Origin of the sequence: Rhodococcus sp. 05-2254-6, from assembly GCF_002258565.1 — a bacterium.
Taxonomy (GTDB): Bacteria; Actinomycetota; Actinomycetes; order Mycobacteriales; family Mycobacteriaceae; genus Rhodococcoides.
This window is the reverse complement of the sequence record NZ_NOZF01000054.1, coordinates 43,890-66,618: the sequence shown is the minus strand read 5'-3', so window position 1 is coordinate 66,618 and position 22,729 is coordinate 43,890. Positions and strand designations below refer to the sequence as shown.

At 64.2% G+C, this 22,729-nt stretch carries 20 protein-coding genes; 14 read left to right on the top strand and 6 right to left on the bottom strand.

Translation table 11 applies throughout. The annotated features are described in order from the left end of the window. Positions 1 to 35 precede the first annotated feature (35 nt). On the bottom strand, positions 36 to 1,712 hold the full coding sequence (locus tag CH256_RS06890) for an AMP-binding protein (protein ID WP_094669169.1): 1,677 nt from the start codon (positions 1,710 to 1,712) through the stop codon (positions 36 to 38). Positions 1,713 to 1,829: 117 nt separating this feature from the next. Between CH256_RS06890 and CH256_RS06885 the strand changes: the two genes are divergently transcribed. Continuing rightward, positions 1,830 to 2,576 carry a FadR/GntR family transcriptional regulator gene (locus CH256_RS06885; protein WP_094639109.1) on the top strand — a complete coding sequence of 249 codons (747 nt, stop codon included), beginning with the start codon at positions 1,830 to 1,832 and terminating at the stop codon, positions 2,574 to 2,576. A gap of 85 nt (positions 2,577 to 2,661) precedes the next feature. Here the strand turns inward: CH256_RS06885 and mftR are convergent, their stop codons facing one another. Next, positions 2,662 to 3,315: a mycofactocin system transcriptional regulator gene (mftR, locus tag CH256_RS06880; RefSeq protein WP_094669168.1), complete on the bottom strand. Its 654-nt coding sequence runs from the start codon at positions 3,313 to 3,315 to the stop codon at positions 2,662 to 2,664. 105 nt (positions 3,316 to 3,420) lie between these two features. On the opposite strand from mftR, the gene mftA reads away from it, so the two are divergent. From mftA to mftD (CH256_RS06855), 5 genes are read left to right on the top strand one after another with little or no spacing between them, the layout of a single operon-like run. Next, positions 3,421 to 3,534: a mycofactocin precursor MftA gene (gene mftA, locus CH256_RS06875; protein WP_094639111.1), complete on the top strand. Its 114-nt coding sequence runs from the start codon at positions 3,421 to 3,423 to the stop codon at positions 3,532 to 3,534. Positions 3,535 to 3,536: 2 nt separating this feature from the next. Beyond that, positions 3,537 to 3,830, top strand: coding sequence for a mycofactocin biosynthesis chaperone MftB (mftB, locus tag CH256_RS06870; protein ID WP_094669167.1), 294 nt, complete (start codon positions 3,537 to 3,539; stop codon positions 3,828 to 3,830). Between the two features lie 34 nt (positions 3,831 to 3,864). Further along, positions 3,865 to 5,097, top strand: a complete 1,233-nt coding sequence (gene mftC, locus CH256_RS06865) for a mycofactocin radical SAM maturase (RefSeq protein WP_094669166.1) — start codon at positions 3,865 to 3,867, stop codon at positions 5,095 to 5,097. After that, entirely contained in the window at positions 5,097 to 6,275 is a 1,179-nt protein-coding gene (gene mftD / locus CH256_RS06860; RefSeq protein WP_068051503.1) for a pre-mycofactocin synthase MftD, read from the top strand. The genes mftC and mftD (CH256_RS06860) overlap by 1 nt, the downstream gene beginning before the upstream one ends. Continuing rightward, positions 6,272 to 7,459, top strand: coding sequence for a pre-mycofactocin synthase MftD (gene mftD, locus CH256_RS06855; RefSeq protein WP_068051519.1), 1,188 nt, complete (start codon positions 6,272 to 6,274; stop codon positions 7,457 to 7,459). Before mftD (CH256_RS06860) ends, mftD (CH256_RS06855) begins: the two co-directional genes overlap by 4 nt. Before the next feature lie 81 nt (positions 7,460 to 7,540). Here mftD (CH256_RS06855) and CH256_RS06850 read toward each other — a convergent pair whose 3' ends face one another. Next, on the bottom strand, positions 7,541 to 7,867 hold the full coding sequence (locus CH256_RS06850; RefSeq protein WP_256989389.1) for a LuxR C-terminal-related transcriptional regulator: 327 nt from the start codon (positions 7,865 to 7,867) through the stop codon (positions 7,541 to 7,543). 224 nt (positions 7,868 to 8,091) lie between these two features. On the opposite strand from CH256_RS06850, the gene CH256_RS06845 reads away from it, so the two are divergent. Further along, positions 8,092 to 11,868, top strand: coding sequence for an NACHT and WD repeat domain-containing protein (locus CH256_RS06845; RefSeq protein ID WP_094669165.1), 3,777 nt, complete (start codon positions 8,092 to 8,094; stop codon positions 11,866 to 11,868). 18 nt (positions 11,869 to 11,886) lie between these two features. Here the strand turns inward: CH256_RS06845 and CH256_RS06840 are convergent, their stop codons facing one another. The 3 genes from CH256_RS06840 to CH256_RS06830 form a co-directional block, all read right to left on the bottom strand. After that, entirely contained in the window at positions 11,887 to 12,630 is a 744-nt protein-coding gene (locus tag CH256_RS06840; RefSeq protein WP_094639115.1) for an aspartate/glutamate racemase family protein, read from the bottom strand. A 10-nt stretch (positions 12,631 to 12,640) separates the two neighbouring features. Next, positions 12,641 to 14,194 (bottom strand): NCS1 family nucleobase:cation symporter-1, encoded by a 1,554-nt coding sequence (locus tag CH256_RS06835; RefSeq protein ID WP_094669189.1) that lies wholly within the window; start codon positions 14,192 to 14,194, stop codon positions 12,641 to 12,643. 166 nt (positions 14,195 to 14,360) lie between these two features. Further along, on the bottom strand, positions 14,361 to 15,077 hold the full coding sequence (locus CH256_RS06830; RefSeq protein WP_068051513.1) for a GntR family transcriptional regulator: 717 nt from the start codon (positions 15,075 to 15,077) through the stop codon (positions 14,361 to 14,363). A 70-nt stretch (positions 15,078 to 15,147) separates the two neighbouring features. On the opposite strand from CH256_RS06830, the gene mftE reads away from it, so the two are divergent. The 7 genes from mftE to CH256_RS06800 all read left to right on the top strand — a co-directional run bounded on the left by mftE (position 15,148) and on the right by CH256_RS06800 (position 22,691). Beyond that, positions 15,148 to 15,834 carry a mycofactocin biosynthesis peptidyl-dipeptidase MftE gene (gene mftE, locus CH256_RS06825; RefSeq protein WP_068051498.1) on the top strand — a complete coding sequence of 229 codons (687 nt, stop codon included), beginning with the start codon at positions 15,148 to 15,150 and terminating at the stop codon, positions 15,832 to 15,834. Positions 15,835 to 15,959: 125 nt separating this feature from the next. Then, positions 15,960 to 17,357, top strand: a complete 1,398-nt coding sequence (mftF, locus tag CH256_RS06820; RefSeq protein WP_094639178.1) for a mycofactocin biosynthesis glycosyltransferase MftF — start codon at positions 15,960 to 15,962, stop codon at positions 17,355 to 17,357. A gap of 33 nt (positions 17,358 to 17,390) precedes the next feature. Next, positions 17,391 to 18,908: a mycofactocin dehydrogenase MftG gene (mftG, locus tag CH256_RS06815; protein ID WP_256989388.1), complete on the top strand. Its 1,518-nt coding sequence runs from the start codon at positions 17,391 to 17,393 to the stop codon at positions 18,906 to 18,908. Positions 18,909 to 18,964: 56 nt separating this feature from the next. Further along, complete coding sequence (locus CH256_RS27995) at positions 18,965 to 19,102, top strand: hypothetical protein (RefSeq protein WP_176460347.1); 138 nt, start codon at positions 18,965 to 18,967, stop codon at positions 19,100 to 19,102. Positions 19,103 to 19,211: 109 nt separating this feature from the next. After that, complete coding sequence (locus CH256_RS06810) at positions 19,212 to 20,507, top strand: transcriptional regulator (protein ID WP_068051494.1); 1,296 nt, start codon at positions 19,212 to 19,214, stop codon at positions 20,505 to 20,507. 121 nt (positions 20,508 to 20,628) lie between these two features. Next, the gene (gene exaC / locus CH256_RS06805) at positions 20,629 to 22,152 is read left to right on the top strand and encodes an acetaldehyde dehydrogenase ExaC (protein ID WP_068051492.1); all 1,524 of its coding nucleotides are present in this window, start codon (positions 20,629 to 20,631) and stop codon (positions 22,150 to 22,152) included. Then, positions 22,152 to 22,691, top strand: a complete 540-nt coding sequence (locus CH256_RS06800; RefSeq protein WP_068051490.1) for a DUF779 domain-containing protein — start codon at positions 22,152 to 22,154, stop codon at positions 22,689 to 22,691. Before exaC ends, CH256_RS06800 begins: the two co-directional genes overlap by 1 nt. Positions 22,692 to 22,729 lie beyond the last annotated feature (38 nt).

The following is a 22,729-nucleotide window of genomic DNA, read 5'->3' as shown; positions in this document are numbered from 1 at the left end:
TCGATTCCATCAGGCTGGAGAGGCATTGGGATGTCCTATCTTTCGTGTGCTGCGGCAAAGGTCATCGCAGCCATCTGCGGCGGCACCGTGACGCGGTTCTGCGTCCAGTTGCGCAGCGCGAACTTCTGAATTTTTCCGCTTGCCGTCTTGGGCAGCGAATCTACGATGAACAGGCTTTCCGGAATTTTCTGCATGGCGATTCTGCGGTGCACGAGGAACTCACGCACCTCCTCGAGACTCAGGTCTCGGTGCTCGCGGGTGACGACGAATGCGCAACCACGTTCTCCCGTCACAGGATCGGGACCTGCCACCACGGCAATCTCGAGCACGTCGGGGTGTGCGCCGAGCTCGTTCTCCACGTCGTAGGCGCTGACCTTTTCACCCGACCGGTTGATGATGTCCTTGATTCGCCCCACCACATGGAGGGCACCGTTGGCGTCGAAGCGGCCGAGATCACCGGTACGGAAAAATCCGTCCTCGGTGAACGCCGCCGTATTGAGAGAGGCATCGAGGTAGCCGAGAAAGGTGTCCGGTCCACGCCATAGAATCTCGCCGACATCGCCGGTCTGCGCGAGTCCACCGTCGGCATCGGTCACCATCACCTCGGTCGACTCGATGGGGCGACCGTCGGATTTCATCCGCAGGGCAGGCTGGTCCCACCGGTCCGCTGTGGTGACCGACGGCCCCTCGGTGGCCCCGTACATCCGAACGACGGTGCCGAGGCGGGTGGTGGCCGCCGCGGTCAGAGCATCGGGGATGTCGGCTCCACCGCAGACTATGTACCGGATCGACGGGGTCGACGAGTCGGTCGCCTCGGCGGCATCGAGCAAGCCTCGAAGGAACGGCGTCGAGAAGATCATGAAGCTGCACCGTTCGTCGATCACTCGCTGCAACGCCGTCACCGGATCCCAGTCGGCCTGCAACACCACGGTTGCGCCCACTACGAACGGGAGAACCAGAGCGCAGTTGACTCCGGTGATGTGCGTGACCGGAGACGGATTGAAGACGACGTCGGTTTCGTTCAGTCCGAACCACCGCGCCATCGAAAGGTTTTCGTAGACCAGCGTGTTGTGGCTGTGCAGTACGCCTTTGGAGTCTGCGGTCGTCCCCGACGTGTAGAGCAACAAGCAGACGTCGTCGGGCGACGGAGAAGTCGCAGCATCGAGGTCGGCGACCATCGAGTCCGTGACCTCGCCGATCAGGTCGGTCCACCTCGTGCCAGGTCGGTCGTCCACGTAATCGCCAACGGTGACAATCGATTCGAGGTCCGGTAGTTCGGCGGAGAGATCGCTGTACATGTCGGTGACGTCGACCCCGTGCAACTCCGCGGGTACGAAGGCGATCCGCGCCCGCGACTGACCGAAGATGAATCGCAGCTCACGAAACCGGTAGATCGGCACGATCGGATTGGCGATGGCTCCGAGCTTCATCGCGGCATGGAATACGACGATTGCCTCGGTGCAGTTGGGGAGTTGGAATGCGATCACATCGTCGGAGGTGATTCCTCTGGCGTGCAAGGCAGCCGCCAGACGAGTCGCGTCACGGTCGATGTCGGCGAATGTCGCGCGCCGGTCGCCGTCCACCACTGCAGTGGCGTCGGGGTAGAGGCGAGCGGCACGCGAGAGGTAATGCCCGATCGGAAGATCTCTCCACAGCCCGCGTTCGCGATACGTCCGGGCGAGGTCGATGTCCGGCGGCCGAGTCGGCAACATGGTCGGCTCCTGCCCTAGTCCCTCAGTTTTCTGACAATCACTACAGTAACTAAGCTATCAAACTATGTATAGAGTTAGCCCGCATCACACCGAGAACAACGATGTCAGGTCATAGACATGACAGCTGAGGAGAGCACCGCTCCGCGGGTGCGGTCGCCCAAGGTCTCCGCGAGGATCGCCAACATCATCGCGGACCGGATCCTCGACGGGGGCGTCGTGGAGGGGGAGCGGTTGCCCACGGAAAAAGACATGATGGCCGAGCACGGTGTTGCTCGGACCACGGTCCGTGAAGCGCTGCGGTTGCTCGAAAGCCGTGATCTGGTCACCATCAAGTCGGGGATCGGCGGCGGCCCTGTGGTCAAGCGACCGAGGCTCGAATCGCTCGGCAACACCATGAAGCTATTCCTGCAGTTGGACGGGGCCAACATCAGCGATGTCATAGATGCCCGTCTGATGCTCGAGCCCATCATCGCTCGCGAGGCCGCGACGAATGTGAGCGACGAGCAGATACAGCTCATGCAGAGTGCTCTCGACCGAATGCGTGAGGACCCTGGTGATTACGGAAATTTCCAGGAGAACAATGCAGAGTTCCAGCGGGGGGTGTACGACGCGGCCGGAAATCCGGTCCTGAACATCCTGATGGAAACTCTCTGGTTGTTGGTACGTGACGCCGAACCGAACGAGCATCCTCTCGCGACGCGGCTTGCGGCTATCGAGATGCAGCAGGACGTTCTCGACGCGCTGAGCTTGCGCGATCCCGACGCTGCTGCGGCCACGATGAGCGCGTTCGTCGGCGAATCGGCGAAGTACTACCGCCGCCGCCTGCGGGCCATAATTTCCCGTCCGGTTCGGTGGCAGATGTAGATCTCGAGGTGGTGTCGGAGCGGATCTCGTCGCTGACTCCATCGAGCTGACGGTGTGAGTCGGCGCAGTGCTCGGTTTCCAGTGCTCACTCGATGTGCTCTTCGTCCAGTCGGCTTTCGGCAGTGCCGCTGGACGCTCGGAGTGGCCCGACGCCGGTGAAGAGAACCGACGCTCCTGCCGTCAGAAGCTCGGGAAGGCTGTTGTTCTCGTCGATCAGCCAATGCTCGTACGCCGAGATCGCCACCCCCAAGAGCATCCATCCGACAGTGCGCGGAAGATGGTCGCCGGGGTCGGAGTTCGTCCGTGCTGCCACGTATTCGGCGATGACCTGACGCCAGCCCTCGTACATCACCATCGAGTAGCTCTGCAGTGCTGGATTTCCCAGGATCAGTGCCATGCGCTGACGGTGTACGGCGGCTTCTTCCTCGGGAAATGTGTTGAACTGCAACAGGGCCGAGTGCAATCCGTCCGCGAGTCCGACACTGCCGGGCAGGTCGTTCAGATGCGTCCTCAATGCCGTGAGTTGAGCGTCGAAATCGCCCCAGGGAACTGCGTTCTTGGACGGGAAGTAGCGAAAGAACGTGCGCCTCGCGATGCCCGCGGCATCGGCTATGTCGTCGACGCTGGTCTCCTCGAATCCCTTGGCGGCGAACAGTTCGATTCCGAGATCGCTCAGTTCGCCTCGCGTTGTGGACGGGCGCCTACCTGGCTGACTGGACGGTTTTGCGCTCCTGACCATTTTCTTCTTTCCATTCTCTGGTTTTCTGCACTCAGTGTCATTATCTTGGTGACCCAAGCCACTGTCGACTCCGATTGTGGTCCGAACAACCTCAGGAGGTTTCCGATGTCGAAGAACAACGAGAACGCTGTAGTCGATACGGCAGTCGTCGAATCCGATCTGGTCGAAGAGTCGTTGGTCGAGGAAGTATCCATCGACGGCATGTGCGGCGTGTACTGATCATGACCACTGCGGTGCGCGAGGACCTCGACGAGTTGGACCTGGATGTGCGGTGGATTCTGCATCCGCAGGTGGCGTTGCGGCCGGAGTCGTTCGGGGCGCTGCTCTACCACTTCGGAACTCGCAAGCTCTCGTTCCTGAAGAACCGCACGATCGTGGCGATCATCGAATCGCTGCCCGACCACCCGGATATGCGGTCGGCGATCGTGGCTGCGGGAATCACCGAGTCGCAGTCGGCACCGTACGTCACGGCACTCGCGACGTTGGCCCGCTCGAACATGATCACTCGCCCGTAAAGCCCTGACCTATCGCAGAAGAGGACTTCCGCCCATGACCTCCACCCTCGAAAGACCAGCTCCGGTAGGAAAACTGGTCGATCAATTCGAACTCGGACTCGACGCCCCCATCTGTCTGACGTGGGAGTTGACGTACGCCTGCAACCTTTCCTGCGTGCACTGCCTGTCCTCGTCGGGTCGCCGTGACCCGCGCGAACTCAGTACCGAGCAGTGCAAGTCGATCATCGACGAGCTGCAGAAGATGCAGGTGTTCTACGTCAACATCGGTGGCGGTGAGCCGACGGTCCGCAGCGATTTCTGGGAGCTCGTCGACTATGCGACTGCGCATCAGGTGGGGGTGAAGTTCTCCACCAACGGGGTCAAGATCGACAAGAAGGTGGCCGCGCGTTTGGCTGCGTCGGATTACGTGGATGTGCAGATTTCCATCGACGGGGCGACGGCGGAGGTCAACGATGCGGTCCGCGGGCCGGGTTCGTTCGATATGGCCTGCCGTGCGTTGGAGAATCTGAAAGAGGCGGGCTTCCGGGACGCGAAGATCTCGGTGGTCGTCACCCGGCACAACGTTTCTCAGCTCGACGACTTCAAGGCCTTGGCCGACAAATACGCTGCAACATTGCGCATCACGCGGCTTCGGCCGTCGGGACGTGGCGCGGATGTCTGGGACGATCTGCATCCGACGGCGGGGCAGCAGCGAGAGCTCTACAACTGGCTCGTCGCGAACGGTGAGGGAGTGTTGACCGGTGATTCGTTCTTCCACCTGTCGGCGTTCGGTGATGCTCTGCCCGGACTCAACCTGTGCGGTGCCGGGCGTGTGGTGTGTCTGATCGACCCGATCGGCGACGTGTACGCATGCCCGTTCGCCATCCACGAGAACTTCCTCGCCGGCAACATCGTGCGAGACGCCAAAGACGACATGGGCGGGTTCCAAACCGTCTGGCAGACTTCGGAATTGTTCCAGGAGTTGAGGTCTCCGCAGACCTCGGGTGCGTGCACCAAGTGTGCTCATTTCGATGCGTGCCGCGGTGGCTGCATGGCGGCGAAATTCTTCACGGGCCTGCCCATGGACGGTCCTGATCCCGAATGCGTCATCGGTAACGGCGAAATGGCGTTGGCGGCGGCGGGGGAGATCCCCAAGTCCAGCGTCGATCATTCCCGTACCGGGCAGCGCAAGACCCCACGAAAGTCGGTGCCGCTGACGCTGATGATGCGTCCCCCGGCGAAGATCTGCGACGAGAACCCGCTCGCAGGAATGGAACAGGAACACTGATGGCCAAGAGTGCGTGGTTCGAGACCGTTGCCGAAGCGCAGCGACGAGCGAAGAAACGTCTACCGAAGTCCGTGTACGCCGCACTCGTGGCGGGGTCCGAACGCGGGTTGACGATCGACGACAACATGGCAGCATTCGGCGAACTGGGGTTCGCCCCGCACGTTGCCGGTCTGTCCGACAAGCGGGACTTGTCGACGACGGTGATGGGGCAACCCCTGTCGTTCCCGGTGATGATCTCCCCGACGGGTGTCCAGGCGGTGCATCCCGACGGTGAGGTCGCCGTCGCGAGAGCTGCTGCAGCGCGGGGCATTGCGATCGGATTGTCCTCGTTCGCCAGCAAGTCCGTCGAGGAGGTCGCTGCGGCGAATCCGCAGACGTTCTTCCAGATGTACTGGGTGGGCTCGCGCGAGATCCTGCTGCAGCGGATGGAGCGGGCACGCGCCGCGGGAGCCGTCGGATTGATCATGACCCTGGACTGGTCGTTCTCCAACGGCCGCGATTGGGGCAGCCCGTCGATTCCGGAGAAGATGGACCTCAAGGCAATGGTGCAATTCGCTCCCGAGGGCATCATGCGACCGAAGTGGTTGTGGGAGTTCGCCAAGACCGGCAAGATTCCCGACCTGACGACGCCCAATCTGACGCCACCCACCGGTGGTCCTGCGCCGACGTTCTTCGGAGCGTACGGCGAATGGATGGGCACCCCGTTGCCGACGTGGGAGGACGTGGCGTGGCTGCGTGAGCAATGGGGTGGGCCGTTCATGCTCAAGGGAGTGATGCGGGTCGACGACGCCAAACGAGCCGTCGACGCGGGCGTGACCGCTATTTCCGTCTCCAATCACGGCGGCAACAATCTCGACGGCACCCCGGCTCCGATCCGGGCGTTGCCTGCGATCGCCGAAGCCGTGGGCGATCAGATCGAGATCACCCTCGACGGCGGAATCCGACGGGGCAGCGACGTGGTGAAAGCACTCGCACTCGGTGCGCGTGCGGTGCTCATCGGCCGGGCGTACCTGTGGGGTCTGTCGGCCGGCGGTCAGGCAGGCGTGGAGAACGTCCTCGACATTCTGCGCGGCGGAGTCGATTCCGCCGTCCTCGGGCTCGGACACACCTCGGTACACGATCTCTCGCCGTCGGATGTGGTGATGCCGCCCGGGTTCGACCGGAAGCTCGGCGTCTGAGCACCAGCGTGTGGTTCGAGACCGTTGCCGAAGCGCAGCGGCGAGCACGGAAGCGCCTCCCGACGTCGGTGTACTCGGCGCTGGTAGCAGGTTCCGAACGTGGTCTGACCGCGGCGGACAACACCGCCGCGTTCGCCCAACTCGGGTTCGCCCCACACGTGGCAGGATTGTCGGACACCCGAGAGTTGTCGACGACACTGATGGGGCAACCGCTGGCGTTCCCGGCGATGATCTCCCCGACGGGTGTGCAGGCGTTACACCCGGACGGTGAGGTCGCCGTCGCCAGAGCTGCTGCGGCGCGGGGGATTTCGATGGGGTTGTCGTTGTTCGCGAGCAAACCGATCGAAGAGGTCGTGGCCGCGAACCCGCAGACGTTCTTTCAGCTGCACTGGGCCGGTTCACGAGAGTTGTTGCAGCACATGCTTCAGCGTGCACGTGATGCAGGCGCGGTCGGGCTGATTCTGACAATGGACTGGTCGTTCTCGGAGGGCCGTGACTGGGGTAGCCCGGTGATTCCCGAACGCCTCGATCCGAGGGCGATGATCCGGTTCGCGCCGCAAGCGCTGTGTCGGCCACGGTGGCTGACGCAGTGGGCGCGGTCGGGCGTATTCCCTGATCTGACTGCTCCGAACCTCGCGCCGCCCGGTGGGCGTGCGCCGACGTTCTTCGCTGCGTATCGAGAGTGGAAGGCGACCCCGCTGCCCACGTGGGATGACATCGCGTGGTTGCGCGAGCAGTGGGACGGGCCGTTCATGCTCAAGGGTATCTCGCGAGTCGACGACGCACTGCGGGCCGTGGACGCAGGCGTCACCGCGGTTTCGGTGTCCAATCACGGCGGTAACAATCTCGACGGTTCCCCGGCGTCGATCCGGGTGCTGCCGTCCATCGCCGAGGCGGTGGGCGATCAGGTCGAGATCACCCTCGACGGTGGTGTGCGTCGGGGAAGTGACGTGGCGAAGGCACTCGCGCTCGGTGCGCGGGCAGTGCTGATCGGACGCGCATACCTGTGGGGTCTAGCGGCTGATGGTCAGGCCGGCGTGGAGAACGTGCTCGACATCCTGCGCGGCGGCCTGGACTCCGCGGTCCTCGGTCTCGGCCACGCGTCGGTCCACGAACTGTCACCGTCGGATGTCCTCGTGCCGCCTGACTTCACGCCGTCGAATCAGCTCCCCGGTCTGGGATAACCGACGCCGATCGGAGTCCGGGATCCAGAACCGAGGAGCCGATTCGACGCGGCCGGCCGCCATGGAAAGGCGAATCGACAGTCACCATTCGGACAGGTGAGTGTGGCCGTCCTGTAGTGCGCGAGCGAACAGGGCGGCCTTCGTCGGCGCGTTGCGTCCCACCGCCGCGTATTTCTGCCGGATGCGGGTGATGTGGGTGTTGATCGTGCCCACCGAGATGTAGACGGACCGAGCTGCGACCGTTTTCGAGTCGCAGGCGAACCAGGCGAGCATGACCTCGATCTCGCGGGCGCTCAACGCAGGCTTGCGGTGGCGAGCTTCGAGCGGTGTCGGGACTGCACCGGGTCCCCGCTGTGCCGGCCTCCGGAACGGGTGATGCACTGCCGATGCCAGCGTTTGTTCGAGCACGAGAATTTCCCCCCTGGAGTGTCCACTTGCCCCGACCACACCGTCCATCGTCGACTGGACTTCGTCGCAGATCCAGCTGAACGGGCATGTCCGTACAAGGTCAATACGGACGGCCACGGACTCCGTACGAGCGTCATTCAAACGCATCAATTTGCTGTTCGTGCAGCTCAGCGTGACGCGCGAGTGCCTCTATCGAGGTTTTCCCGGTTCTATAGTTCTCGCTCATGACCATCGACCGTCCGGATCCTTCGTCGATCACGGACCGCACGGAATTCGCGGCAGCATTGCGTGCGATCCGGACCGAGGCGGGTGCCACGGTCCGGGAGATCGTCGAGCGTTCCGGTGGCTTGCACGGCACCATCGGTGGCTGGTTCTCCGGACATCACGTCCCGACCAAAGCCAGCGCCGAGATGTTCGCCGCCGTACTGATCGCATGCGGCGTCGCCGACGAGGACGAGCGCGCCCTGTGGTGGGACGCGGTGTCGAGGGTGCGGTCGATCCCGGGCAGGCGGACCGTCGATCCGGTGAAGGGCGACCCTCCGTACAAGGGTCTCGAGGCGTTCGAGCCGGCCGATGCGGAGTGGTTCTTCGGCCGTGACGACGTGATCGAGCGTCTGAGCACGCGCGTCCGGGAAGCCCTCGGCTCCGGTGGAGGCATCGTCTTCGTCGTCGGTGCTTCGGGCTCCGGCAAGTCCTCGCTCCTGCGTGCCGGGCTGGCATCGAGATTCCCCGGTTCGAAAGTCCATTCCGGCGTCGGCGATATTCGTGCCTTCCCCGAGCGAGCCGAATCCTTTGCGCCGGGATCGGTTCTCGTCCTCGATCAGGCCGAGGAGTTGTGGACACTGGCGACACCGGTCGAGCGCGAGAACTTTCTGCGTGCGGCAGCGGCGTTGCCGAGCGCGGGGTCGGTTCTCGTGGTCGGACTGCGGGCGGATTTCTACCAGAACGCCGTGTCCGAGGACGCGCTGCTCGCCGGCCTGTCCGACAACCCGGTGGTTGTCGGGCGTCTCACCGAGTCACAACTGCGGGAGGTCATCGTGTCGCCTGCCGCGAAGGCGGGTCTCTCCGTCGAGGCCGCCCTCGTGCAGGTCTTGGTCGGCGAATTGGGTCCACGCGGATCGCAGTTCGCCCACGACTCCGGCGCTTTGCCGCTGCTGTCACATGCCCTGCTCACCACGTGGCAGGTGTCGAGCGGCAGAACGTTGACTGTCTCGGACTATCTCGCAACCGGCGGGATCGGCGGTGCCGTGGGGCAGAGCGCCGAAGAAGTGTTCTCGGCCTTGACCGCCGAACAGCAGCGCGAGACACGGCGCATCTTCATGCGGTTGATCAATCTCGACGACGAGGTCGTCACTCGTCGCCGAGTCGATCGTGTGGAGCTGTTCAACGGAGACGAGAACGCGGACGCGGTCACCGACGTCGACATCGTCGTCGAACGGTTTGCCGCACGCAGACTGCTGACCGTCGGAGAAGAGACCGTCCAGATCACCCACGAGGCGTTGCTGACGGCGTGGCAGCGGCTGCGCGAGTGGCTCGACGACGATCGTCAGTGGCTCGTCGAGCACCGTCGACTCACCCAGGCCGCAGAACTGTGGGAGAACAACGATCGCGACGACGGTTCGTTGCTGCCGGAATCGAGGTTGGCGCTGGTGCAGGAATCTCTCGGTCCGGTACGTCGGCGAGATCTCAACTCGGTCGAGAGACGGTATCTCGACGCGAGTGCGAACCGAATCGAGCAACAGAACCGCAGCGACCGACGTCGGCGACGCACCCTCGAAACGCTCGTCACTGCACTCGCGCTTCTGACCGTACTGGCTGTGACACTGGCAGTGACCGCGTTCGTTGCTCGGTCGGACGCGAACAACCGACGGGTCGAGGCCGAGCGCGCGGAGGCAGAGGCTGTCTCACGTCAGATCGCCGGTGTCGCACAGCAATTGAGGAGTCAAGATCCTGGGCTGGCGGCATACTTCGCGTTGGCGTCGTACGAGGTGGACCGCACGACGGAGGCGCGGTCGTCGCTACTCGATTCATCTGCGATCCACACTCCTGTGCGGCTGCTCGGAGTGGAGGGTCAGGCGGTGACCGCGGTCGACCCGCGCGGAAACATCGTGGCGACAGCCGGTTCCGACGGACACGTGCGGATGTGGTCGCTCGCAGACGGGCACGCGAAGCTCGGTGAAATCGTCTCGCGTGACCCACCGGTGCTGGCGTTCCATCCGCAGGGTGGAATGCTCGCTGTGGGAGGGTTCCGCGGCGTCGAATTGTGGGATGTCGTAGACCCGGCGGTACCGATAATGTTGTCGCGCACAGACACAACCGGCGTTCGTAGCCTGTCGTTTTCTCCTGACGGTCGGTTACTGCTCGTCGGCACCCAGGACGAGTCGTTGCCTCTTCTCGATGTCTCCGAGCCGGCCCGGCCCCGCATGCTGGGTGAGATTGCTCAACCTGGTTCGCCGACAGCGACCGAGTTCAGTCCTGACGGCCGCTTCCTCGTGACGGTCGGTGCCGGGCGCGCGATGCGGGTGTGGGACGCGCAACGACTTCCCGGTTCGACTGCACCACAGACTGTTCCACTGCTCGGGCTTCCCTCGGACGGCTCCACCTATACCGCACAGCAGCTGGCCTTTTCTCCTGACGGAGCGACGTTGATCGCGGGGACCACCGGGCAGGAGGTTCTGCGGTGGGCCGTCGATGCAGCCGGCCGGCTCACCCCATTGCCTCCATTGACCGGCTTCACCAGCTACGTCAACGATGTGGCGTTCAGCAGCGACGGGACTCGGATTGCTGCGGCGAGTTCGGACAATTCCTCGCGGGTGTGGGACGCGGCCTCGGGCACGCTGAATCTGACGCTTCCCGGTCCGATCCAGGTGAGTTCGCTGGCATTTTCACCCGATGGCTTGTCGATCGTGACTGCGAGTGGTGATGGCGTCACCCGAATCTGGCCGATTCTCGGACCGGCGCTACCCGATGCCGGTGACACCGTCTGGCAGACCCCCACCGACGAGTCCGGTACCCGATTGCTCGCAGGTGCCGGTCGCCGTGCTCCCGGCTCGATCCTCTGGGACGTCTCCGATGTGGAGCATCCGGTGGCGTCGCCGCCGTTGGTGATCGAGGACGGCGTCGAGCAGACCGGTGCGGTGGCCCTCACGGCCGACGGCACCCTGGCTGCTGTCGGCACGACCACAGGGGGGTTCCGACTCTGGGACACCAGCGATCTCGCCGATCCGGTCGCCCTCGGTGGCATTCGGCAGGCAAGCGCCAGTTTGACTGCGGCGATGGCGTTCGACCGGTCGGGAACCCTGCTTGTTGTGGCCGGCCAGAGCTCGAACGACGTGTCGCTGTGGTCGTTGACGGATCCTTCTGCTCCGCGCGCGTTGTCCACCCTGGACGCGGGAAACTATCCGGCGGGACTGGCGCTGTCTCCGGACGGGAAAGTACTTGCCATCGCCAGTGTCGGTGGCGTGGTCGAGCTGTGGGACATCGGCGATCCTACCGATCCGGACCGAACGGGCACACTCGGAGGTTTCGGGAGTGCCGTCCAGGCCGTGGTCATCTCACCGGACGGGCGGACTCTGGCCGCGGGAAGTGCGGATCGCTCGATTCGACTGTGGGACATGGAGAATTCATCCGCACCACAGCATCGGAGTCGCATCGTGGGGCCGTCCAGTCCGATTTACTCGCTCAGATTCGATCGGTCCGGCACCCGCTTGGCCGCGGGTGACGGGGGATCGACGCTCTGGGTGTGGACTGTGGCGAACCGTTCCGCACCGGAGCAGTACGCAGCCCTCACCGCGTACGGCCAGCGTGTCTACGATGCGGTCTTCGTCGGCGACGGTGGGGTGCTGTACGGCGGTGGTACTGCCCGCGACCTCCGCATGTGGCGGACCGAGCCGGACGAGGTCCGCAGTCGCCTGTGCGAATCCGGGGGCTCGGTGGTCACCGAAGCCGAATGGGCCCGCTATCTGCCCGGGGTGCCGTATCGGCAGTTGTGCGAGACCTGATCGACCGCGGAGCCAGGGCTAAGGATCAGGGATCGGTCGGCTGAAACCCTCCAGCATCCCGGTGTAGCGCTTGGGCGGCGGAGCGGCGAATTCGCCCCTCTTCCCGGTACCCAGTCCCAGCGAGATCAGTGACTGCACGAACAGTGTTCCCGCGGCGACGCCGTCGACCACCGGTACGCCGATCTCGGCCGAAATGTGTTGGCACAGATCGGCCATCCCCGCACATCCGAGGACCACTGCATCGCTACCGTCCGTCTCCACGGCGATGCGGCACACCTCGGTGACGATCTTGCGGGCGTCGGGGTCCGTCTCGAGATCGAGGACCGGCAGGTCGCACGCGTGGATACCGAGGCAGTGGCGTCCGAAGCCGTAGTGGTTCGCCAGATCCTGGGCACGCCCGACGGTGCGTCCGAGTGTGGTGACGACGCTGAATCCTCGGCCCAGGAAGCTCGCGGCGTGCATGGCCGCCTCGGCGATACCGATGACCGGCCCGGCCGCGAGCTCGCGAGCCGCGTCCATGCCGGGATCGCCGAAGCAGGCGATGACGTAGCCGTCGACCCCTGCGGCCTCGCCGCTGGCGATCTCGGCGAGAATTCCTGGGACGCTGAGGGCTTCGTCGACATGGCTCTCGATCGAGACGGGCCCCATCGAGGGGCTGACCGCGTCGACGACCGTGCCCGGGCCGACCACGGCCCGGGCACAGTCACCGATCGTTGCGGTCATCGAACTGGTGGTGTTCGGATTGATGACCTTGATGAGCACGGAAGAGATCCTATGCTTTCGCTGGAACGTCGAAGTTGGTGACAGCCAGCTTGGTTCGCGTCGCAAGGAAGTAGTACGAGGCGAATCCGATGCCGCAGCCGATGAACCAGCTGTACTTCGACGCCGTGGACATACCGGCGATCTCCAGGCCGTCGACGGCTCCGTTGAACAGCACGGTGAACATCGCCACCGCTGCGCCCGCGACGGTCGCGTACACCGCCGCCGGGTTGTAGCCCTTCGAGTACCAGTACAGGCCGGTCTTGGACATCGAGAAGAGTTCGTCGACCGCCACGTGCTGCTTACGGATCAGGTAGTAGTCGGCGATCAGGATTCCGAACAGAGGCCCGATGAACGCGCCGAGGGTCTCGAGCGTCAGGTGGATGACCTCGGGATTGTTGTACAGGTTCCACGGGGTGATCAATACCGAACCGACTGCGGCGATCATGCCACCGGCGCGCCAGCTGATGCGTTGCGGGCTGACGTTGGAGAAGTCGAACGCCGGAGCGATGAAGTTGGCGACGATGTTGATGCCGACCGTCGCAATGGCGAAGGTGAGGGCACCGAGGACGATGGCGAAGGTGCTGTCGATACGGGCGACCGTCTCGACAGGGTCGGTGATCAGCTCGCCGAACACCGGCAGAGTCAGCGAGGCGGTGACGACAACGAGGATGGAGAACACCAGGAAGTTGACCGGCAGACCGAGGAAGTTGCCCTTCTTGACGGCAGCGTAGGACTTTCCGTATCGAGAGAAGTCACCGAAGTTGAGCATCGGGCCGGAGAAGTACGAGACGACGAGCGCAATGGCTCCCAGCATGACGGGAACGGCGCTGAAGCCGGAGTACTCGACATCGCCGAGGGTGAGATCGATTGCGCCCCAGCCGGCTTTCCAGATCAGGTAGCCGCACAGCATGAACATGACGACGTAGACGGCAGGGCCGCAGAAGTCGATGAACTTGCGGATCGACTCCATCCCGCGCCAGAACACCGCAGCCTGGACAACCCAGAGGAACAGGAAGCTCGCCCAACCGAGCAGCGACAGTCCGGCGAAACCGTAGTCCGCGGTGACGGCGTACGGAGCCAGAGACGGGAACAGCTTGATCAGCACGATGTCGAGGGCAGCCGATGCCAAGAATGTCTGGATGCCGTACCAGGCCACCGCGATCAGGCCACGGATGATCGCCGGGATGTTGGCACCGAGCACTCCGAACACGCTACGACAGATGACCGGATACGGAACCCCCGTCACCTGGCTCGGCTTGGCGACCAGATTGCAGAAGAAGTAGACGATCGTGATGCCGACGAGCAACGCGATCAGCACCTGCCAACTGGCCAGCCCGAGCGCGAACAGGCTGCCCGCCGTCACGTAACCGCCGACCGAGTGCACGTCCGACATCCAGAAGGCGAAGAGGTTGTACGAAGTCCACGTCTGCTTCTTCAGCGGAGCGAGATCCTCGTTGGTCAGCCGTGGGTCATAGGTGTCCTTGATCAGTCCACCACCGACGGGGTGGCCCGCGGCTTCCACGAGATCTCCCGTTTGAGCGGGACCGTGCGCTGTATCTGTCATCGATGCTCCTGACGGCATGGCGTATGAGACGAACGAAGGAGGTGAACGAGCGAATGAGGAAAAGTTAGCGGCGAAGTGTTGCGCACTCGTGACGAGAGCGATATATCTTTTCTGGTCGTTCCTGCCGGCTCCACTCCCGTATCTTTTCCGGTCGTTCCCGCAGTCTCTATTCCGACGACGGATCGGCGAACAATCCGTGATCGTTCGACAGCGTCGAAATGACCGAATTGAGACGCGTGTGGTGATGCTGCGCGGCGCGCAGCAAGCCCGCGGAATCGCCGGCCAGAAATGCCGCGAGCATTTCGGCGTGATCGCTGTGCAGCGACGCCCTGTCCGACCCGGCGACATGCACCATGGGTTGCACGGGTTCGGTGATGTTCCAGGCGGATTCGAGCATGTGCAGCAATCGTTGCATGCGGGACGGACGGGTCAGGGACAGGTGGAACTCACGCGAGAGGCGGTGGTATTCTCGCGAGTCGTCCTGGGCCAGCGAGGCCTCGAGTTGACGATTGATCTCGACGATATGGGCCCGGTCGGCCTCGGTGGCGAGCCCGACTGCGGACGGTAGTGCAGCCGTCTCCAATACCTCTCGCACAATGTACATTTCGCGAAGTTCGGCTGCGGTCAACTGCGCAACCGTGTAGCCCAGATTCGGTCGATGATCGACCAGTCCCTCGCCGATGAGTGTCTTGAGGGATTCGCGCACCGGAATTCTGCTCACCCCGAAGAGTTCCGCTACTTCATTGAGTGGAATCGGCGTATTCGGCGGCGCATCGCCGGCCAGAATGACTCGGCGTAACTCTTGCAGAATTGTCGGTTGCGGGCCGCCGGGTGCCGATATCGACAATTGCGAGAGCAATACGGATCGGCGACGGGGTGGCACGAATCGAAGATTATCGTCGCAGTGTTTCGGCGGCGTGACGTCCTCGTTCCATCCGATAGCATCTGCACTCATGGCCACGGACCCCCTCGGTACGCAGTACTGGCCGGACCTGGACGGGTCTCGCACCCTGGTGGTGCCGGTCGGCTCGATCGAGCAGCACGGTCCGCACCTCCCGCTCGATACCGACACTCGTATCGCAACCGCCGTGGCGCACACCATCGAGGATGCTCTCGTGGCCCCCGCGATCGCGTACGGAGCCAGTGGCGAGCACGAGGGATTTCCTGGCACCGTCTCGATCGGGGCCGTAGCGCTCGAATCGGTTCTGGTGGAGTACGGACGTTCTGCATGCCGCTGGGCCGAGCGAGTGGTGTTCGTCAACGGACACGGAGGCAACGGCCCCACCGTGCGCTCTGCCGTACTGCTGCTGCGCTACGAGGGCCGCGACGTCGTGTGGTTTCCGTGCGCGATACCGGGAGCAGATGCTCACGCCGGGCGCACCGAAACGTCGTTGCTGCTGCACCTTTCGCCCGAGGTGGTGAACATGAGCAAGGCCGAGGTGGGCAATGTCGCCGACATCGCCGACCTGTTGCCTGCGCTTCGCGTCGACGGCATGGCACCGATCACTGCGAACGGGGTGCTCGGTGATCCCACCGGGGCCGATCCGGAGGAGGGGCGTCGGATGTTCGAGCAGCTCTGCACCCGCGCCGGCGACGCTGTGCAGAGATGGAGTCCCTCCGAGCACGGAGTGATCACATGAACGAGCTCGATGGAATGCCTGCTGAGGGGCCGTCCGACGATTCCGGAAAAACGGGGCATGGGTATGTTCCGTCCGATTTCACGGGTGGCCGACACTTCGGCGTCTCGTCCGCTTACGATCTCCTGATGGGTGAAGGTCGGTTGCCTGACGGCTTCGGGGTGCGAGTCGATCCACGCGTACGCACATTCTCCGAAGGACGAGTCCTGATCGGTGGTTCACCGACACGCATGCTCAAGCTCGCACCGACGGCAGCGGCGATGATCGGTGACGGTTTCATCGAAGTGACCGACTCGCAGTCCGCTCTCGTCGCTCGCAAACTGCTCGACTCGGGTGTCGGGAACCCGCGCCCGATGTCGATTCCGTCGCCGAGCGACGTCACTGTGGTCGTACCGCTCAAGAACAACGAGGCCGGGTTGGAGCGCTTGATCGCAGCACTCCACGGTCTGCACGTCATCATCGTCGACGACGGGTCGGACGTTCCGGTCGCAGTGCCGCGGGTCTCGTGGAGTGTGGGCAGCGTGACGGTGCTCCGACACGAGCACTCGCGCGGACCCGCTGCGGCGCGAAACACGGGATTGCGATGTGCAACAACCGATTTCGTGGCTTTCCTGGACTCGGACGTCGTTCCGCGCAAGGGATGGCTCGAGGTGATGCTGGGGCACTTCTCGGATCCGGCCGTGGCGCTGGTGGCACCCCGAATCGTCGCGCTGGAGCCCGAGGGCAGCGCCCTGGCCAGGTACGAACACGCGCGCTCGTCCCTCGACCTCGGTCGCAGGGAAGCAGCGGTACGCGCAGGCAGCTCGGTCTCCTACGTGCCCAGTGCGGCAATGCTGATTCGTCGGTCGGTGGCGATGGACTGCGAGGGATTCGACGAGTCGATGCACGTGGCCGAGGACGTGGACCTGTGCTGGCGGCTGCAGGAGGCGGGTTGGCGACTGCGCTACGAACCGGTCGCTCACGTCGCGCACGAGCATCGCGTCACCTTCGTCGAGTGGTTCGCACGCAAGCTGTTCTACGGGACCGGTGCCACACCGTTGTCGGCACGTCATCCGGGAATGGTGCCGCCCATCGCGATGTCGCCGTGGACGTTGGTCGCGTGTCTGCTCGCCGCGAGTCTGACGAGGATCGGACTCGTCGGTGCCGCCGCCACACTCGGTGTCACGATCGTTCGCCTGCGCAAGATGTTCGTCGGTCTGGATCAGCCCACGCGAATCGCGGCCATTCTCGCTGCCGAGGGTTTCGTGGCGGGGTTGTGGCAGTTGGCGTCGGCCCTGTGTCGACACTATTGGCCGATCACCCTGCTCGCCGTGCTGCTGTCGAGTCGTATTCGTAGAATAGCGCTGGGATTGGCTGTTGCAGAGGCGTTTTCGGATTGGTACAAGCATCGGGAACTCGGCGGTCTCGACCCGGTTCGGTACGCGTTCTACAAACGTGCCGATGATGTTGCGTACGGCGCAGGCCTGTGGCGCGGTGCACTGTCCGCGCGCAGCATCGACGCGCTCAAGCCCCGCCTGGACGGCTGACGCGGTGCGAGCCGGGCCCGCCCCGCAGACGGTGTGATCGGAATCGAGCACGCGGACGTCATCGTCGTGGGAGGCGGCTCCTGTGGCTGCGTCGTTGCGTCGAGGCTCAGTGAGAATCCGGATCGGTCGGTGCTGTTGCTCGAAACCGGGCCTGCGTTCTCCGGCGTCGCCGATGTTCCGGCGGCTTTGCTCGACGCGTCGACGCTTCCCATCGGCCCGGGGAGCGAATGGGTGGGGACCTACACGGCCGAACTCGCGGCGGATGTGTCTCGGACGATCGCGCGAGGCCGGGTGCTGGGGGGCTCCGGCGCGGTGAACGGCGGATACTTCGTCCGCGCCACGCCGGGCGACTTCGACGCGTGGCCGCAGTCGGTGTGGTCCTTCGATCAGGTGTTGCCGTTCTACATCGGCTCCGAAACCGATCTCGATGTCGGGGCGACCGGTCGGTGGCACGGTTCCCACGGACCGATGCCGGTCTCGCGCACTCCCGCGCAGGACCGACATCCCGTGACGGCGGCATTCGTGCAGGCCGCTACGAACGCGGGCTTTCTGTTCCACGAGGACCTGAACGCTCCCGACGCGGCCGTGGGGGGAGTGGGCGTCGTGCCCTCGAATATTCGCGACGGGGTCCGCGTAAGTGCCGCTCTGGCATATCTGTTGCCGGTCGTCGGAAGGAAGAACCTACGGGTACAGGGGAATACGACGGTCGCGTCGTTGATATTCAAGGGAAGCAAGGTGATCGGGGTCGAGATCATCGCCGACGGTGTACGTAGTGTCGTCGAGTCCGACACCGTTGTCGTCTCGGCCGGCGCGGTGCATACTCCTGCCCTACTGCTTCGATCCGGCATAGGACCGTCGGAAAGCTTTGCTGCGCTGGGTATTTCGGTCGTCGCCGACAGTCCTGGAGTCGGCCAGGGTTTCAGCGACCATCCCGAGGTTGCCGTTCCCGTCGTCACGACGAACGAATTCCCGACGGCATCTCGTGCTCTGGAAGCGGTGCTGCATGCGGGCGACGTGGAGATCAGGCCGTACACCGGGAGATTCGACCGACTCATTTCCGGGCTCCCCGCAGGTCCGCACGTGTTCGGTGTCGGCCTCATGCGCTCGACGGCACGAGGGAGCATCGCGCTGCGCAGCACGGATCCGTTCGAGGCTCCGGACGTGCGCTACCGCTATCTCGAATCGGAGGGTGATCGGCAGGCGGTGCGAGGTGGCGTCGCACTGGCGCGAGATCTGATCGCATCGCCGTCCATGCCGTGCGTCGAGGTCCCTGCGGTCGACGACCCTCTCGCTGCACTGGGCACGTCGTTGCACCTGTCCGGTAGCGCCAGGATGGGACCCGAGTCGGATCCGGGGTCGGTGCTCGACGATCACTGCCGCGTGCGCGGAGTGGATGGAGTCTTCGTGATCGATACTTCGGCGTTCCCGATGGTGCCCAGCCGCGGGCCGCATGCGACGGCGATCATGTTCGCCGAACGCGCCGCTGCGTTGATGGGAGAGGAGCCGGCGGAACGACCGGTGGCTGTTGCAGACCACGGTGAGGGTGTGTAGGCGTAGCGTTCGTGGTCTGGGGACCGTTCAGGTTCCCCGATAGATGGGTTACTGCCATGTCGGACAAATCGCCCCGCAACACGATGACCAAGAAATCCGGCAAATCGCTCAAGGACAAGCGCGCAGACAAGCGGGCCAAATCCAGTGGTGACACCAGCAACGACATCATCACCACGGCCGTCAAGAAGAAGTAGGCACTCGGGGTCGGCGCAACCGGCCACGGCCGCGCGCGTCGGCCACGGCTGTATCCTTGCGTGTGAGCTGGGTTACAACGATGTGGACAGGTCACGGAGGAAGCGTCGAATGGCAAGCCGATCGGACAGTGGTGGCAACCCCTGGGTCGCAGTGCGCCCCGGCGAGGACGTCGCTGTGCTCGCGCGCCAGATGTCCAGTGCCCATCAATCTTTCGTCGACGATGTTCGCACCCATGGGTCGGCCGTCCGGTCGGTCGTTCTCGATTCGTGGATGCGCAGCCGAACCAAGGGTGTCGACCCGGACGGTGGCAACGACACTCCAGCGCTGACCGGTGCGGACCTCGAGCGCTACCGCAACGGACACCCGATGGCCATCATCCGTCCGGTGATTCGAAAGCTTCTGGTCGAGGACGCGTCCGACACCGGTTTGCTCGTTGCGATTTCCGATGCCGAGGGACGCCTGCTGTGGGTCGAGGGTGATTCTGCGGCCAAGGACCGAGCACTCGCGATGGACTTCGCCGAGGGGGTCGATTGGAGCGAGGAGAGCAAAGGTACCAACGCCCCGGGCACTGCGCTCGCGGTCGATCACAGCGTGCAGATCTTCGCATCCGAGCACTTCTCGCGGTCGGTGCACGAGTGGAGCTGCTCGGCGGCACCGGTGCACCACCCCACCAGTGGTCACATCCTGGGAGCCATCGATATCACCGGTGGCCCGCGGGTAGCGGTGCCCGAGGTGCTCTCGTTGGTACGCGCAACGGTCGCCGCTGCTGAATCCGAGCTGCGCCTGCATCTGATGAACTCGCCGAAATCATTGGGCGACACAGCTCCCCGGCTCGAGGTCCTGGGATCGGGACGGCCGGGAGTGGTGCGCGGATCCGGTCGGATACCGCTCTCGCAGCGGCACGCCGAAATTCTGCTTCTGCTCGGTGAGCATCCCGAAGGCCTGAGCTCCGACCACCTCGCCGTTCTGCTCGACGAGCAGGAACTCGACTCGGTCACCATTCGCGCCGAGATGTCGAGGCTGCGCAAGGCCTTCGGTACTGCAGGCCTGGCATCGCGGCCCTACCGGCTGGTCGGCGAGTTGTCCTCCGACGTCGGCGATATCCGACGAGCCCTGGATCGAGGCGACGTCGACGCTGCTCTGCGCATCTACTCGGGCCCGGTGCTTCCCGGGTCGTCCGCGCCGGGAATCGAGGAGATCCGCGAGGAACTGCGGTCTCGGATGCAGGCCGCATTGCTCCGACTCGGAGATCCAGTGCTGCTGGCGCAGTGGACCTCGTCCATCCACGGCCGCACGGACGTCATCGCATGGGAGGCGTACCGGGCCACGCTCAGCCGCGACTCCGCGCTCTACGGGCAGGTCAGTGCGCGTATCGACCTACTCGACCGCGATCTCGGCATCTGAGGAACCGGTCGCTCAAGGCCGTCCTCGGAATCGGCAACGTAGTTGCAACGTTGCAAGCCCTAGTGTCCTGAATCACACACCGCATCAACTGTGAAGCACGTGTCGATCAGGAGGATTTTCAATGTCCGTCTACGCCCGTCCAGGTACCGCCGATTCCGTCATGTCGTTCCAGTCGCGCTACGACAACTGGATCGGCGGCGAGTGGGTACCGCCGGTCAAGGGCCAGTACTTCGAGAACCCGACTCCCGTCACCGGTGAGAACTTCTGCGAGGTCGCCCGCTCCACGTCCGAGGACATCGAGCTCGCGCTCGACGCCGCACATGCCGCAGCCCCCGCATGGGGCAAGACCTCCGCGGCCGAGCGTGCCGTGATCCTGAACAAGATCGCCGACCGCATCGCCGACAACCTCGAGTCCATCGCGCTGGCGGAGTCCTGGGACAACGGCAAGCCGATCCGCGAAACACTGAACGCCGACATCCCGCTGGCCATCGATCACTTCCGCTACTTCGCCGGCTGCATCCGCGCGCAGGAGGGATCGCTCTCCGAAATCGACAGCGACACAGTCGCTTACCACTTCCACGAGCCGCTCGGCGTCGTCGGGCAGATCATCCCGTGGAACTTCCCGATCCTCATGGCCGTGTGGAAGCTCGCCCCCGCCCTCGCCGCCGGTAACGCAGTGGTGCTCAAGCCCGCCGAGCAGACCCCCGCGTCGATCCTGCACCTGATCTCGATCATCGGCGACCTGCTGCCCGCGGGCGTGCTCAACATCGTCAACGGATTCGGCGTCGAGGCAGGCAAGCCGCTGGCTTCGAGCCCGCGTATCTCCAAGATCGCGTTCACCGGCGAGACCACCACCGGCCGCCTGATCATGCAGTACGCGTCGCAGAACTTGATCCCGGTGACACTCGAGCTCGGTGGCAAGAGCCCCAACGTCTTCTTCTCCGACGTGCTGCAGGCCAACGACGACTACCAGGACAAGGCGCTGGAGGGCTTCACGATGTTCGCCCTCAACCAGGGTGAAGTGTGCACCTGCCCGTCGCGCTCGCTGATCCAGGCCGACATCTTCGACGAGTTCCTCGCCCTTGCAGCCATCCGTACCAAGGCTGTGCGACAGGGAGATCCGCTCGACACCGAGACAATGATCGGCGCACAGGCCTCGAACGATCAGCTCCAGAAGATCCTGTCGTACATCGAGATCGGCAAGGGTGAAGGCGCACAGGTCGTCACCGGCGGCGAGCGCGCACAGCTGGGCGGCGACCTCAACGGCGGCTACTACATGCAGCCCACGATCTTCACCGGCAAGAACAACATGCGCATCTTCCAGGAGGAGATCTTCGGGCCGGTCGTCTCGGTCACGTCGTTCACCGACTACGACAACGCCATCGAGATCGCCAACGACACCCTGTACGGGCTCGGCGCAGGCGTCTGGTCGCGGGACGGCGGCATCGCCTACCGTGCCGGCCGCGATATCCAGGCCGGTCGCGTCTGGACCAACACGTATCACCAGTACCCCGCGCACGCGGCGTTCGGTGGCTACAAGCAGTCGGGTATCGGCCGTGAGAACCACAAGATGATGCTCGATCATTACCAGCAGACCAAGAACCTGTTGGTCAGCTACGCCCAGAAGGCACAGGGCTTCTTCTGATGAATGCCCCTCGGCCGCCTGCGCGGCTGAAGACCACCGTCGAGGCGATGGACCTGCTCCGTCGCCTCGGCGGTATCCACGGCGAACTGATGATGCATCAGTCCGGGGGATGCTGTGACGGGTCGTCGCCGATGTGTTATCCCGCCGGCGAATTCATCGTCGGCGACCGGGACGTTCTCCTGGGGTACATCGACCTCAGGCTCGGCGTCGGCGAGGTCCCACAGGACCTCCCGAGCGGGAGCGACGGTGTACCGGTGTGGATTTCGGGGTCTCAGTTCCAGGCGTGGAAGCACACGCAACTCGTGCTCGACGTGGTTCCCGGCCGCGGCGGTGGGTTCTCGCTCGAATCGCCCGAGGGAGTGCGCTTCCTCAGCCGCGGACGTGCGTACACCGCCGAGGAGAACGACATCCTCGCCGAGTACCCACCGCTCGTGGGTGTCGACTGGGAAGAAGGCCGACGGCCGGAGATCCCCGACGATCCGCTGGTGGTCGCCGAGGCCGTCGACGCATGTCCCGTTCCGGGGATGCTCCAGGGCTGAATGCCTGCGGCAGTGGCGCGGCTGAGAGCCCCAGGCGG